11 protein-coding genes are annotated in these 14006 nt (G+C 63.0%); 2 read left to right on the top strand and 9 right to left on the bottom strand.

The window, feature by feature from the left end; all coding sequences use genetic code 11:
• Nucleotides 1-283 precede the first annotated feature (283 nt).
• The 9 genes from DVDV_RS13380 to hmcA all read right to left on the bottom strand — a co-directional run bounded on the left by DVDV_RS13380 (nt 284) and on the right by hmcA (nt 10112).
• Nucleotides 284-2191 (bottom strand): response regulator, encoded by a 1908-nt coding sequence (locus DVDV_RS13380; RefSeq protein ID WP_075355152.1) that lies wholly within the window; start codon nt 2189-2191, stop codon nt 284-286.
• 207 nt (nt 2192-2398) lie between these two features.
• Nucleotides 2399-2755 (bottom strand): response regulator, encoded by a 357-nt coding sequence (locus DVDV_RS13375; RefSeq protein ID WP_075355151.1) that lies wholly within the window; start codon nt 2753-2755, stop codon nt 2399-2401.
• A 42-nt stretch (nt 2756-2797) separates the two neighbouring features.
• Nucleotides 2798-3727, bottom strand: a complete 930-nt coding sequence (locus tag DVDV_RS13370) for a universal stress protein (RefSeq protein ID WP_075355150.1) — start codon at nt 3725-3727, stop codon at nt 2798-2800.
• Nucleotides 3728-3783: 56 nt separating this feature from the next.
• On the bottom strand, nt 3784-5190 hold the full coding sequence (gene hmcF, locus DVDV_RS13365) for a sulfate respiration complex iron-sulfur protein HmcF (RefSeq protein WP_075355149.1): 1407 nt from the start codon (nt 5188-5190) through the stop codon (nt 3784-3786).
• 36 nt (nt 5191-5226) lie between these two features.
• Nucleotides 5227-5904 (bottom strand): sulfate respiration complex protein HmcE, encoded by a 678-nt coding sequence (hmcE, locus tag DVDV_RS13360; RefSeq protein WP_075355148.1) that lies wholly within the window; start codon nt 5902-5904, stop codon nt 5227-5229.
• Between the two features lie 33 nt (nt 5905-5937).
• Nucleotides 5938-6072, bottom strand: coding sequence for a sulfate respiration complex protein HmcD (gene hmcD, locus DVDV_RS23795; RefSeq protein ID WP_269430863.1), 135 nt, complete (start codon nt 6070-6072; stop codon nt 5938-5940).
• Nucleotides 6073-6089: 17 nt separating this feature from the next.
• Entirely contained in the window at nt 6090-7265 is a 1176-nt protein-coding gene (hmcC, locus tag DVDV_RS13355) for a sulfate respiration complex protein HmcC (RefSeq protein ID WP_075355147.1), read from the bottom strand.
• Entirely contained in the window at nt 7265-8317 is a 1053-nt protein-coding gene (gene hmcB / locus DVDV_RS13350) for a sulfate respiration complex iron-sulfur protein HmcB (protein ID WP_075355146.1), read from the bottom strand. Before hmcB ends, hmcC begins: the two co-directional genes overlap by 1 nt.
• 28 nt (nt 8318-8345) lie before the next feature.
• Nucleotides 8346-10112 (bottom strand): sulfate respiration complex hexadecaheme cytochrome HmcA, encoded by a 1767-nt coding sequence (hmcA, locus tag DVDV_RS13345; protein WP_075355145.1) that lies wholly within the window; start codon nt 10110-10112, stop codon nt 8346-8348.
• A 274-nt stretch (nt 10113-10386) separates the two neighbouring features.
• Between hmcA and DVDV_RS13340 the strand changes: the two genes are divergently transcribed.
• Entirely contained in the window at nt 10387-11487 is a 1101-nt protein-coding gene (locus DVDV_RS13340; RefSeq protein WP_075355144.1) for a TOBE domain-containing protein, read from the top strand.
• Nucleotides 11488-11570: 83 nt separating this feature from the next.
• Nucleotides 11571-13919 carry a PAS domain S-box protein gene (locus DVDV_RS13335; RefSeq protein ID WP_075355143.1) on the top strand — a complete coding sequence of 783 codons (2349 nt, stop codon included), beginning with the start codon at nt 11571-11573 and terminating at the stop codon, nt 13917-13919.
• Nucleotides 13920-14006 lie beyond the last annotated feature (87 nt).

The following is a 14006-nucleotide window of genomic DNA, read 5'->3' as shown; positions in this document are numbered from 1 at the left end:
GGGTTGTGGGCGTTGCCGGTGGCGGGAGCGAAGAGAATCGGGTCTGGATTTCGGGTAGCGGGTCCGACGCGGAAGCCGCGCCGGACCCGCTACCCGAAATCCAGACCCGAAGTCGCCAGCGGCCTTTGGCCGCATTTCGTTGGAAAAAGAGCTACCAGACAGGGTGAAGCCAATCACCGCCTCAACGCGGCATAGCCGCCATGCGCTCCCGCGCCCCCTTTCAGGGGGTCCGGGGGGGATGATCCCCCCGGCCGCCGGAGGCTTCTTCGCCTTTTCTTTCCGGCTATCCTTTTGGAATAACGATATGGAATTGCGTCCCAACCCCGGGCTCGGAGGTCAGGTCGATTCGGCCGCCGTGTTTTTTCACGACGTCGTGGGCGATGAAAAGGCCCAGGCCGGTGCCTTTGAGGCCTTTGGACGAGAAGAACAGGGTGAAGGCTTTTTCCCGGGTTTCCTGGTCCATGCCCATGCCGTTGTCGGTGATGTCAAAAAGGATGGCCTCGCTGGTGGCGGCGGCCTTGAAGCTGATGGCGTGGGACTCCTTGGCCGTGTCGGCCACGCAGGCGTCGATGGCGTTTTCCAGGATATTGACCAGGGCGGCCGAGAGGTTGGCGGTATCGAGGGAAACCAGCCCCAGATCGGGGGGAATGTCGCAGGCAAAGGCGATGTGTTCCCGGGCGGCCTTGGGTTCGACGATCTGGGCCACGTTGGTGGCGAGGTGGGAGATGTCCACGGGTTCGCCGGCCATATCGCGGGATTTGGCGTAGTACAGGACATTGAGGACGAGGTTTCGCACCCGGCCGACCAGGGACTTGATGGTATCGCCGGCGTCGGCGATACGGGCCGCATCATTGCGCTTGATGCCGGACTCCAGGCGGTAGACGCCGCCTTCCAGGGCGGTCAGCATGCCTTTGACGCCATGGGAGATGGACCCGAGCATGAGGCCCAGGGAGGTCAGGTGGTCTTGCAGTTCGCGGATACGGGTAATGTCTGAAGAAAGCGCCATGACTTCGGTGATGTCGCCGTTACCGTTGCGGATGGGGGCGGAAAAGGTCAGGACGTTTTTGGTGCGCCCGTCCAGGCAGGTGACCACGGCTTCCAGGGTATGGGGCTCGCCGTCGGCAAAGGTGGCGTCAACCGGGCAATCCGGGCAGGGCCCGTCGCGGTGGCGGAAAATTTCGTAGCACAGCTTGCCCACGCCTTCGCCGAAATCTTCCTTGAAAAGCGTGTTGTTGGCCACGATGCGGTAGTCGCGGTCGCGCACGGCAATGTCGCACGGCGTGGCCTCGAAAAGATCCATGTACTTCTGCTGGGTGACCCGCAGTTCTTCCTGGAGGCGTTTGATTTCGCTGACGTCGACGGCCATTTCCAGGACCAGTTCGGGCTTGCCGTCGATGGTGCTGATGGGCGAGGTGTGGACCATGACCGGCAGTTCGCGGCCGTTTTTGCAGAGCATGGTCTCGCGCGAGCGCTGGCCCTTGCCGGTCTCGAAGGTCTTCCAGACCGGGCCATCAAAGCCGCGAAGGGCCTGCCCCACGTAGACTTCCCAACTGTGGTGCCCGACCATTTCGCCCAGGCGGTCCTTGTAGAGCTGGTTGGTGGCCACGACTTCGAGCGAGCGGTTGTGCACGGCCACGAAGCAGGGCATTTCGTTGAAATAGCCGGCCTTGTCGCCGAAATCGGCCGACAGACCGGAGATGGCCTGGCACATGGTTTCGACCATCTGCCCGGCAGCGACCTGGCGTTCCAGCTCGACCACGCGGTGGGACTTTTCCTGGACCAGTTTTTCCAGGTTCTGGGTGTACTGCTTGAGCTGGCGGCGCAGGGCGAGCTTTTCCTCGATGCGTTTCAAGGCCGCGTCGAGGATGTCGTGATTGATGGGCTTGGTGACGAAATCGGCGGCTTCGTACTGCAGGCAGCCGATGGCCAGATCCATGTCCCCGTGGCCGGAGATCATGACGACCTCGGTTTCCGGGGCATGGGCTTTGATGCGTTTTAAAAGTTCCAAGCCGTCCATGCCCGGCATCTTGATGTCGGTGAGGACAATGGCCGGATCGACGGCGTCGAACATTTCCAGGGCCTGGGCGCCGTTCTCGGCGGCGTGGACCTCATAGCCCAGGTCGGCGAGAAACATCCCGAGGAAGCGGCGGATATCTTCCTCGTCATCGACGAGCAATAGGCGTTCGCTCATGGCCGTGGGTCCTGTGTCGCCTTGGCCGCTTCGCCGGCAGGGTCCGGGGACCGTTTGCCGGCAGGCGTCCGACGTCCCCGATACAGCCCGGGACGATCCGGCGTCGCCTGGACCGCGTGTGCGGTCAGGGCGGGCCAAGCCGCGTTTTGAGGCTCATGATCCGTAGCCCCGGGACGCGGCCGGCAGCCGCGTCCCGGGGGCACGGGATTACGAACCTATGGTTTCGCGCACAAGATCGAGCAGTTCCTTTTGTTCAAAGGGTTTGCTCAGCGAACCCACGGCGTTGGGGATGACGTATTTGAGCCCCGTATGGCCGGTGATGACGATGATCGGGATGTTGGCGTAGGTCTTGCCCCGCTGCAGCGCCCGGTTGAACCACGGGCCGGTTTTGTCCGGCATCTCGATGTCGAGCGTGATCAGGTCGGGCGTATGGGCGGCCAGCACTTCCAGGGCCTTTTCCCCGTTCTCGGCCACGATGGTCTCGTAGCCGTTGTCGGTGAGCAGGGTCTCCAGGTATTCCCGGATATTGGGATCGTCGTCCACGATAAGGATGGTCTTGGGCATGTTTCCCTTTCTCCTTTTGCGTCCCCGGGAGGTTGTGGGGGCTTACGCCTCGGCCGCCTGGGGCAGCTTGTCGGGACGGTTGACGCTCACCACCGGGCAGGAGGCCCGCACGATGACTTGCTCGAGTGTGCTGCCGAAGGGGCGCTCGTCGGGATCGACATCGCGGGCGTGGTGGGCCAGGACGATCAGGTCGGCCTGGCGTTCACGGGCGAACTTGACGATTTCGACGTAGGGCGTGCCTTCCCATACCTCGGAAGTAAACCGTTTGAAATCCCCGAGTTGCGAGGCATATTCGTGGTGCAGCCGACGCCTTGCCTCGGCCAGTTTGGCTTCGATGCCATCCTGGGTGAGGGCAATGGCCGACTGGAAGCGGCTCAAATCCACGCAATTGAACATATGGAGTTCACCGTCCACGGCCTGGGCCACGGTCTTGGCAAACTGGAAGGCCGATTCGGACGCCTTGGAGAAATCCGTGGCGAACACGATATTGGAGAACCCGCCCCAAAACGAGGCCGACGGGCGGCTGACGGTCAGGACCGGGCAGCGGGCGGCCTTGGCCACCTTGCGCAGGTTGTCGCCGACCACGCCGCGCTTGTAAAAGCCGGCTTCCTGGCCTTCGGACGGGCCGCAAAGGACGATCATGTCGACGTCCTTGGCCCGGGCGACGCGCAGCACTTCGCGCGACGGCACGCCGACGCCCACTTCGATCTCGACGCCGGGCAGGCCGGCGAGCTGCTTGGCGTAGGTGGTGCGCAGCTCTTCGGCCACGCCCTCGATGTACTCGGCATCGACGTCCACTTCTTCACCGCTGCGGATATCGATCACAACATTGCTGTCGCCCTTGCCCGGGATGCCGAGCACGTGGAACAGCGTCATCTTGGAGCCGTATTGGCGGGCCATGTCGAAGGCCACGCGGGCGGCGCTGTCGCACTCCGGCGAACCCGTGGTCGCAAAGAGTATCTTTTCAAACATTCCAAACCCCTATTTCATGTTAGAGGTGGAGGTTGCGTACACTAGCGCACCTCGTCCTATTCCTCGTCGCCCTCTTCGTCCTGAGGCTTCAGGTGGTCCGGTATAATGACCATCTTGAGCAGCAAGGGCTTAAGGAAGGACCAGTCGATGTGGATGTGGTACTCTTCCTCGAGGTCGCGGATGGCATCCCAGCAGTTGTGGCAGGGCGCAATGACCAGCTTGGCCCCGGTGGCCACGATCTGGTCGCGCTTGGTCAGAAGCGCCTTGTTGCGCTGGGGCCTAAACTTGCCGATGCCGTTGAAACCGCCGCCGCCACCGCAGCAGTAGTTATGCTCTTTGTTGGGCGTCATTTCAACGAGATAGCCCGGTTCCACGAGGTAGGAAAGGATCTCGCGGGCGGTCTCGGCCAGACCCCAGTTGCGGATGTAGTTGCAGGAGTCCTGGTAGGTGACGGTCTGCTTGATCCGCTTGGCCGGGTCGATCTTGAGCTTGCCTTCGCGCAGGGCCTCGGCCACCCACTGGACGTAGTGGATATACGGCGCGGGCGGCTGGCCGTCGGGACGTCCGGCCCAGTACGGGCCTTCGATGACGGTCGCCCGGTGGGCGTGGCCGCATTCGGTGCCGATGACCCGTTTGGGCTTTAAGCGGTCGATGGCGGCATAGACGTTTTCCACCTGCAGCTTGCAGGCTTCCCAGTCTCCGGCGAACATGGACAGGCTGGTCTGTTCCCAGCCTTCGCTCGGCACGGTCCAATTCTCGCCGGCAATATGGAACAGGATGGCCGCTTCGGCCAGATCCTCGGGGTAGTGCTTGGGTTCGCGGGCATTACATGTGTACATGATGTCCGCGTCTTCCTTGTCCACCGGGATTTCAAGGCCCGGCCAATCGTCCTGCTGCTCTTCGGCCATCCATTCGCACGTCTCCACCCAATCCTCGGTGGTGACGTCCATCTGGGCGCGGTAGACACGGTGCATGCCGGCGCCGATCTTGAGTTCCCAGGGCACGAATCCCTGGGAATAGAGCAGGCCGCGGGTGTAGCCCATCATGACGCCCATATCGATGCCGTGGGGGCAATACATGGCGCAGCGGTTGCAGCAGGTGCACTGGGACCAGGCCACTTCCATGGCATGGCGCATGAAGGCGTTGTCCACGTCGCCCTTGCGACGAACGATTTCGCCCAGGGTGGACTGGATCTTGTACGACGGCACCTGTTCGGGCTTGCAGTCGTTGACCAGATACAGGAAGCAGGAGTCGGCGCACAGTCCGCACCGGGCGCAGACGTCGAGCCAGGTCTGGGTGCGCGATTTGCAGGTTTTCTGGATGGTTGCCCACAATTTCTCGCGGTCAACCTCCAGCGACAGCATTTCCTCGTAGTATTTCGTGCCGCGCGTATCGGAGAGCAGAGCCTTGAGCTCCTCCTCCGTGTTGATCGGCCGCTTATTACAATAAATCCCTTCAGGCATGACGTTTCACTCCTTGGCGATGTCCCGCCGGCCGTTTTACCAGACGATGCCGCTGCCGCGCTGGCCGCCGCGTTTGACGCCGAAATCGATCCCGATCTGAGCCCGGGAGCAGAAAAACAGCACCGCGTGGGACAGCTTGGTAAAGGGCACGGCAATCAGCCAGATTTCGCCGGTGATGATATGGGCCAGAAGCCAGCCGTTGCCGTCACCGGACTGGTGGGCGGCCACGAAGCCGGTGACCAGGGGGGCTAGGCTGATGGCCATGATCATAAGGTCTTGGCGGGTGGTGATGATGCGCACTTCGCTGAGGCCAAAGCGGCGCAGCAGAATAAACACGCCGGCCAAAACGGCCAGGATGGTCAGGACATCGGCCAACCCGCCGGGCATGGTCGGCCAGGACAGGCCGAAGCGCTCGGCCACGATCATGACATGGCCAAACAGGAACAGCGGCACGATGATAAGGCCGATGTGCAGCAGGAAGAAGGCCGTGGCAAAGACCGGCTTGGCCCGCCAGCTGCAGGAGGCGAACGGAATGAGCCAATGGAAGATGGACTTCATTGCGCCCTTGAAGGCCAGATCGGGGTAGTGGCCGTAGGCCACCCGGTCAAGCTGCCAATTAAGGCCCTTGACGTATTTGTAGGCGCGCCAGGCGCAGCCGAGGATGCATATGGCAAACGACAGCCACAGCATCGGACCCGTCAGGAATGCATACATGGTGTTCTCCTTGGTGATCGCGGTCCGATCAGCCTAGTAGCGGCGTTTACGCTCTTCCTTGTCCGTGAGGAAGTGCCAGAATCCGACAAAGCAGATCAGCAGCACGCCCATGAGCACGTAGGTGATGCTCTTGTTGTGGAGCATCAGGTCTTGCAGCGTATTAAACATGGCGTAGTTCCCCTATCCTAGTGGGACGAGTCTTTGTATGCCGGGTGGACGTAGAAGATCGGCATCCGGGTGACGATGAAACGGAAGGCGATGATACCCAGGGTGATCACGAACAGCGAGATGGTGATCTCACCGACGCTCGGGAAGTAGCGATCCGCACTCGGCAACTGCCAGTTAAAGGCAATGAGGCTCACGTCGAAACGGTTGAGCATGATGCCGATGACCGTCCAGGGAGCGGCCACGCGCACCAGTCCGATGTTGCGGTCGCGGTAGCCGACGGCATAGCAGTAACAGGGCAGGACCACGAAGCCGACAACCTCGAAGAGCCACCAGGCGCCGTAGCCGGTGAACAGGTAGTGCCAGCGGTTGTCCATGGCCAGACCGAGCACCTTCATGGCCAGATAGCCGGCCATGACCCAGGCCGAAGCCTTGGCAAAGGCGAACTGCAGGTCGAGGTAGCCCTCGTTGTACTCGCCGTCCATCTTATGATGGAAGTACTTGTGGGAGATCGTGCCCTCGGTGATGACCATGGACATGCCGGCAAACATGCTCGACATAAAAAACATCACCGGCAGGTACGGGGTGTACCAGAGCGGATGCAGCTTGGACGGGACGATCAGGTACAGGGCGCCAAGCGAGCTCTGGTGCAGGGTCGAGAGGATGACGCCGAGAATGGTCAGCCCCATGGTGAGCTTTATAAGGATGCCGCGGTACTTGTCGAAGCCCCGCTTCCACTCGAGAGCGGCCGGCAGGTATTCGAGGAAGAGCACCGTCAGGTAGATGAACACGCACAGGCCGACTTCAAACAGGATCGACGTGGTGCCCTGCTGGTAGAAGATCGGATAGGGCAGACGCCAGGGCCGGCCCACGTCGTAGTTCAGGGCAAAAACGACCAGGGCATAGCCCAAAAAGGCGGTCAGGATGGCCGGGCGCACCGCGCCGTGAAAGCGCTTGAACCCGAAGATGTAGCAGGCGGCCGAGGTGGTGTAGCCACCGGCGGCCAGGGCCACGCCGCACAGGAGGTCAAAGCCGATCCAGATGCCCCAGGGGTTGTTGTCGGAGAGGTTGGTGACCGAGCCGATGCCCATGGTGAAGCGCATGATGGTGGCCACGACGCCGGCGGCCAGGATGATGCCGGCCAGGATGTTCCACGGCGTAAACAGCGTACCGCTTTTGGTGTGTTCCGTCGACATTAGGCGTCCTCCCCTTCTTCAGCGGCCTTGGCGGCGGCTTCAAGGGCCTTTGTGACCTCGACCTCGATGCGCCGCTTGTTGGCGACCTCGGCCTTGGCCAGCTCTTCGGAGAGTTTGGCGGCGGCATCGGCGCTGGCCGTGGCGATGGCGGCGGCCACGGCAGCCTGCTTCTCGGCCTCGGCGATCTTGTCCTTGCGCTTGGTGATGGCGTACAGGCCGGTCAGGAGCACCGGCCAGATGCCGGCCACGGCCGGCACGGCGGCCAGCGCGCCGGAGGTCAGTTCCGGAGCCGAGGCCGTGCCCAGATTCTCATCCATGCCGATGGCGGCAAAGGACGGCTTGGGCGCGACATAGAGCCAGCTCGTGCCGCCCATTTCGCGTTCGCCGTAGACATGCTCGACATAGCGTCCGGGGGTTGCGCCGATGCGGTCCCAGGCGATGTTGATCAGTTCCCGGCGCTTGCCGTAGAGCAAGGCTTCCTTGGGGCAGGCCTCGACGCAACCCGGCAGCTTGCCTTCGAGCAGACGCGGGTAGCACATGGTGCATTTCATCACCCGGGGGGTGAAGGCCTTGTCGTATTCGTAGGTCGGAATGTTAAACGGGCAGGCCACCATGCAGTAGCGGCAGCCGACGCAGACCGACTCGTCGTACACGACCGCGCCGGTTTCCGTCTTCTTGAAAGCCGCCACAAAGCAGGCCGAAGCGCAAGCCGGCTCCATGCAATGGTTGCACTGGCTCTTGCGGAAGACCGGCGGCTTGCCGGCCTCGGGCACGTACTTGTTGACGATGGTATAGGTTTTGGCATCGGTGCGGCGAATCGTATCGAGCACCGTCAGATCATCAAAGGCCTTGGCCGGTTTGGGCAGCTCGTTGACCTGGTTGCAGGCCGCTTCGCATTTGCGGCAGCCGATGCAGCGCGTGGCATCAAAGAGCACGCCGTTGGCATTGGGCAGGCCCTTGACATCGGCACTGGAGGCGGCTTGGGCCGAAAGGCCCGAGCCCATGGTCACCCCGGCCGCGCCCAGCAAGCCCAGAAAGTGTCTTCGTTTCATCGTAGCGAGACCTCTGCTGGTTTGGGTCCTATTTCTTCTTGTCCTTGTGGCAACCGGTGCAGTCCGTCGCCGCAGGCACAGGCTTGGCATCCGCAGCCTTGTCCACAACCTTGCCGGCAATTCCCATCGACGTATGGCAGCCCATGCACTGGGTGTGGTAGGCGGCCTTGAGCGCCGGACGAGCCGAGGCAGTGGTGGTTTCGACGGCCTGGTGGCAGTTGCTGCAACGCGGCGGCGTCGTCGAAGCCGGGCTGTTGTGATGGCAGCCCTGGCAGACGGCCGCGTCGGAGGCGTGGAAGGCCCCGGCCAGCTTGCTGTCCTTCATGCCTTCGAGCATGGCCAGCACGATCTTGCGGTGGGGCAGGACCGACGGCTCATAGTCCTTGGACAGCGACCCGATGGTCACGGTCTGGGGGATGTCGTCGACCGGGAAGGTGGCCGTGACGTCGCGTTTGCCGGCCAGGAGCTTTTTGGCCATGTCGGCTTCGGCGGCGGCGGTGTCCTTGGTGGACGGCTTGGCCATCATGACGGCAGCGGCTTCCTTGAGGTCGCCTTCGGGCTTGACATGGCAGGACCCGCACTGGGCAACGTCGCCAACGCCCTTGGCTTTGGCGTCGTGGCAGCCGGCGCACTCGGGCTTTTTCTGGATGACGGCGTGGCAGCCGGCGCAGCTCTGGGTGGCGCCGACCTTGTGCATGGCCGCTTCCAGGGTGACGAAGCCGCCGTCGGCGTTGCCGGCCGGCGTGTGGCACTTGGCCGCGCAGGACGTCAGGGACGCATGGTGGCAGGAAACGCAGGTCTCGTTTTTCGCTTCGTGATACTTGTGGTCAAAAGGCACGGCCGGCATTCCGGCATAGGGCTTGACCGGCTTGCCGTCCACGATCATGGGCGTTTCGGCCACAGCCGGGCGCACCATGGTGAAATCGGGCTGGCCGCGCTTGATGCGCAGGTCGGCTCCCTGGGGAACCTTTTTGAGCGACGTCTCGGCGATGGCCTTCTGATCCAGGGGACCATGGCAGCCGACGCAGGTGATGGGGCCGGTGGGGACGTCCTTGCCGGCAGCGGCCGTGGCCTTGTGGCAGGTCACGCACTCGCCGTGGGCGGCCAGGCGCAGGGAGCGGATCTCCTTGGGCTGGCGCTTGGCATCCACGGTGGTGGTGTCGCCGTGACAGTAGGAACAGGACCCGGGGACCTCTTCCGGCTTGGGGGCGGCAACGGTCTTGCCGGCCTTTTCGCTGTAAATGTGGTGGCAGGCGCCGCACTTGTTCTCGGCTTTTTCCTGGGTGGCGGCGTGCCGGTAGTGCAGCCGCTTGTCCACGGTCAGGGGCTGCCAGTTGGAAGCGACGTCAGGCGTGGCGTTATGGCAGCCTTTGCACTGGACGTCGGAGGGGCCGGTCTTCTGTCCGGCGGCCGCCATGTCCTTGTGGCAGCTGATGCAGCCATTATGGTAGACGTCGCGCAGCTTCTCGCCGGACACAGGCGCACCCTCGCGCATGTAGCCCAGCTGCATCACGCCGTCCTTGTCGGACGTGTGACAGGTGCCGCACTCTTTCTTGTAAAAATCTTTTTGTTTGCCCAAGGCTGTGGTGTGCTTATCGTGGAGAAAGACCACTTTGGGCTGCGACAGGGAACCGTAGGCCTGCATCCCGTCAATAGTGACGATATCGGCCCGCTGTTTGTCGCTTCCTGGCTGGCTGGCCATTACCCGGCTGGCCGGCAAGGCGGACCAACCGCCCACGCCACAAATGGCCAGGACGGCCAGCAGCTGTCTCATGCGCCGTTTTCCGTTTTTCATACCTTCTTCGACCCTCTGCTTACGTGTTGCGTTCGCCCTTCCCCGGTTTGCAATAGACGTAGTGCTCCTGCCCGCGCACCTCCCTTGGTCCGTGGTCGCTTTAGCCCGTGCTCCAGACGCAACCCGCGGACAGATTTGGCAGAAACTGCCTATTGACAGTGCCAGCCAAACTTGTCACGAGTTGCAAAACTTGCGTGACAATAAAACTAACCGCTTTTGTGAAAATTGTCACCTCATTTTTTGTTTTCGTGATAAACGAAACCCGGAGGCCACGTTGAGCGGCATTGACCTCGAGCATGTCCTGGATGATATGGGACAGCCCATGCACGATGATAACTCCCCGGCCCCGGCCGAGCCGCACGAGCCGAACTTCCTCACGGCCGAACAGATGCGGCGTCTTGACGCCGCCTTCACTGCCTGGGTGGCCAAGGCCAAGGGCAAGCGCTCGGTGGTGTCCCGAAACAGGGCCCGGCTGGTCTTTTTGCTGTTGCGCTCGACCGGCGCGAAACTCGGGGAAATCCTGGCCATTGACGACCGGACCGACTTTGTCCTGGCGTACCGCAAGGTGCTCCTTGGCGGCGGCAAGGGCGAGGACGCCAAGCCCCGCCGCGAGGTCTACCTGCCCGGCGAACTGCACGCCGAACTGAAGCAGCTTTTGCGCGACCCGGATTACACCCCCCACCGCGGGGGTATTTTCCATCTCGACCAGGGCTACATGCGCCGGGTCATCTATGACCGGGCCAATGAAGCCGGCATTCCCAAGCATCTGGCCAATCCCAACACGCTTCGCCGCTCCAGGGCCGTGGAACTGCTCCACAACGGCGTGCCCCTCACCGTTGTCCAGCGCATCCTCGGCCATCTGACCGCCAACTCCACTGCCGCCTTCCTCGATCTGCCCGAGGAAGAACAAAAGCGGATGGAGAAGCATTTTCTCGATCGGGAGAACCGGCGCTCGGCCGGAGTGCACAACACCTTTTTCGGCAAGGTGGCCTCGGTTGAGGCCGGCGAGATCCAGTCGCGACTGACAGTGCGCACCCTGGGCGGCCACGTGCTCACCGCCATCATCTCCACCAAGAGCCTGGAGAGTCTCGGCCTGCGGGAGGGGGGATTGGTGACGGCCCGGATAAAGGCCCCCTGGGTGACCCTGGACGCGGCCCCGGCCGAGGCCGAGACCGGGGCGGAAAACCGCTTCCGGGGCGTGGTCGAACGGGTGACCCGGGGAGGCGACGCAGCCGAGGTGGTGGTGGTCCTGACCGACGGCACCAAGCTCTCGGCCACGGTGGGTCTGGACGCCCTGGGCGAAATGCACCTGGGCCAGGGCGACGGCGTCTGGGCCGGAGCCAGCGCCTTTTCCGTGATTGTGGCCGCCGGCTGACCGGCCGGCCTCCCGGGATCAGGCCCGGACTTGCCTGACCGGTCGCAGCGCCCCTGGAGGGCCAGGACAAGGAGAGTTGCGCCATGAGGCCCCGTTCGCTGCCCCTGCGTCTGGCTGATCTGGCCCAAGCCCTGCCGCGCCTTTTGCGCACCATCCGCTGCTCACTTATCACCAAGCTGGCCATCGTCTCCGGGGTGGCCTTGATGTTTTTCTTCTTCCTGTGGTCGTCGCTCAATATCAACGCCATGAAGACCCTGACCACGGAAGCCACCATGTCGGACATGAACCGGCTGGGGAACACCATCAATCTCGGCCTGCACTACGCCATGCTGACCTACGCCCCGGAAACCATCCGGGAGATCATCAAGAGCATCGGCACCCAGCAGGGCATCCTGTCCATCCGCGTCTACAATAAAAAAGGCCAGATCAAGTATTCCAACCAGCTTTCCGAGATCGACGAGATCACCGACATCAAGGAAGAGGCCTGCTACGTCTGCCACCGCACGGCCCCGCCCCAGGTCCATCTGGCCCTGCGCGAACGCACCCGGTTTTTCACCGACGAATCCGGCCACCCCTGCATCGGCATCCTGCGGCCCATCGAAAACGAGCCGTCCTGCGTCAATGACGCCTGCCACGTCCACCCGGCCGACAAGAAGATTCTCGGCCTGCTCGACATCACCGTGTCCCAGGCCGCCAACGAGGCCACCCTGGCCAGCTACACCGAACGCAATTTCCTGGCCGCCCTGGCCGTGGCCGGCGGCACCTTCCTGGTCCTGTTTCTTTTTACCCACCTGCTCGTCAACCGGCCGGTGCGCACCATGATCCGGGCCACCCGGGCCATTGCCGCCGGGCACACCTTCCGGGGCGTGGACCTGCGCCAGGCCGACGAAATGGGCGAACTTGGCCGGGCCATCGACGCCATGGGCCGGGAGGTGCTCTCCAAGCAGGCCGAACTGGTGCGCCAGAAAAACCGCTACCAGGATCTCTTTGAGCACGTGCCCTGCACCATCACGGTGCAGGACAAAAACCTGCGCCTCATAAGCTACAACCAGGCCTTTGCCGACGAGTTCCACGTCCATCCGGGCCAGTATTGCTACAAGGCCTACAAGGGCCGCGAGGAGCCGTGCACCAATTGTCCGGTCATCCGCACCTTCGACGACGGCCTGCCCCACGCCAATGAAGAGATCACGCTCGACCGCGACGGCTGCAAGCGGACCTTTTTCGTCAGCACCTCGCCCATGACCGACGAGTCCGGCAAGGTCACCTCGGTCATGGAGATCAGCCTGGACATTTCCGAGAGCAAGTTCCTGGAAGAGGAACTGGAACGCTCGCGCATGAAGTACCAGGCCATCTTCAGCTGCATCCCGACGGCCCTTTTTGTGCTGAGCCTGGACGACCTGACCATCCTTGAATGCAACAGCCGGCCCCAGACCCTCTACGGCTACGAGCCGGGGGAACTGCTCGGCACGCCGTTTCTGGCCCTTTTTGACGAACCCGACATCGCCCCCTTCGAGGCGGCCATCCGGGCCGAACGCCCCATCGACCGGGTGCGCCACCGCCGCAAAAACGGCCAGCACTTTTTCGCCGCCATCCGCGTCTCCACCGCCGCCTTTCCCGGCAGCCAGGTCTATCTGGCCTCGGTCACCGACATCACCAACCGTCTGGAGACCGAACAGCAGCTCATTCAGGCCAGCAAAATGGCCACCCTTGGCGAAATGTCCACCAGCGTGGCCCACGAACTCAACCAGCCCATGACCGTGATCCAGACCATTTCCGACCTGCTCGTGCGCAAGGTGCGAAAGGGCCAGTGCGTGGATCAGGCAACGCTGACCGAAATGGCCGAGGGCATCGGCCGCCACATCGCCCGGGCCACCGGCATCATCAACCACATGCGGGAATTTGGCCGCAAGGCCGACCGCCATGTCGCGGCCGTGGATCTCGGGGCCGTGTTCCACCGCACCTTCGAGCTCTTTTCCCAGCAGCTCAAGCTGCGAAACATCACCGTCGCCTTCGACATCCCCGAAGGCCTGCCGCCGGTGGCTGCCCAGGCCAATCCTCTGGAACAGGTGTTCATGAACCTGCTCCTAAACGCCCGCGACGCCGTGGACGAATGCTACGGCCCAAACAGCCGGCCCGGGGACAAGCGCATCGCCATTGCCGCCGGCCTGGAAACCACCGGGGAGCGGCAATTCGTGACTGCCAGCATCGCCGACAACGGGTCCGGCATTGCCCCGGAAGTGCTCGGACGCATCTTCGAGCCGTTTTTCACCACCAAGGAAGTGGGCAAGGGCACCGGCCTTGGCCTGTCCATCAGCTACGGCATCATCAAGGATTACGGCGGCGACATCGTGGCCGCTGCCGGTCCCGAGGGCGGGGCGCGCTTCACCATCCGCCTGCCGGTCTGGCAGGAACCCGGGGTCACACGCGACTGACCGCCATTCCCCTGCCGGCCGGGACGTTTTTTCCTTGCCTGCCCCCGGCAATCCGTTCCATAACGGCAAGGCATATCAACGCTGCCG

The sequence above is a fragment of the Desulfovibrio sp. DV genome (assembly GCF_001936595.1).
Taxonomy (GTDB): Bacteria; Desulfobacterota; Desulfovibrionia; order Desulfovibrionales; family Desulfovibrionaceae; genus Solidesulfovibrio.
Note: the sequence above shows the minus strand (reverse complement) of the source record. Positions and strands in the feature narration are given on the sequence as shown.

What these genes read in the sequence shown, in the direction of transcription:
- DVDV_RS13380 (WP_075355152.1), bottom strand. Translation starts at nt 2,191, where the DNA reads ATGAGCGAACGCCTATTGCTCGTCGATGACGAGGAAGATATCCGCCGC.
- DVDV_RS13375 (WP_075355151.1), bottom strand. Translation starts at nt 2,755, where the DNA reads ATGCCCAAGACCATCCTTATCGTGGACGACGATCCCAATATCCGGGAA.
- DVDV_RS13370 (WP_075355150.1), bottom strand. Translation starts at nt 3,727, where the DNA reads ATGTTTGAAAAGATACTCTTTGCGACCACGGGTTCGCCGGAGTGCGAC.
- hmcF (WP_075355149.1), bottom strand. Translation starts at nt 5,190, where the DNA reads ATGCCTGAAGGGATTTATTGTAATAAGCGGCCGATCAACACGGAGGAG.
- hmcE (WP_075355148.1), bottom strand. Translation starts at nt 5,904, where the DNA reads ATGTATGCATTCCTGACGGGTCCGATGCTGTGGCTGTCGTTTGCCATA.
- hmcD (WP_269430863.1), bottom strand. Translation starts at nt 6,072, where the DNA reads ATGTTTAATACGCTGCAAGACCTGATGCTCCACAACAAGAGCATCACC.
- hmcC (WP_075355147.1), bottom strand. Translation starts at nt 7,265, where the DNA reads ATGTCGACGGAACACACCAAAAGCGGTACGCTGTTTACGCCGTGGAAC.
- hmcB (WP_075355146.1), bottom strand. Translation starts at nt 8,317, where the DNA reads ATGAAACGAAGACACTTTCTGGGCTTGCTGGGCGCGGCCGGGGTGACC.
- hmcA (WP_075355145.1), bottom strand. Translation starts at nt 10,112, where the DNA reads ATGAAAAACGGAAAACGGCGCATGAGACAGCTGCTGGCCGTCCTGGCC.
- DVDV_RS13335 (WP_075355143.1), top strand. Translation starts at nt 11,571, where the DNA reads ATGAGGCCCCGTTCGCTGCCCCTGCGTCTGGCTGATCTGGCCCAAGCC.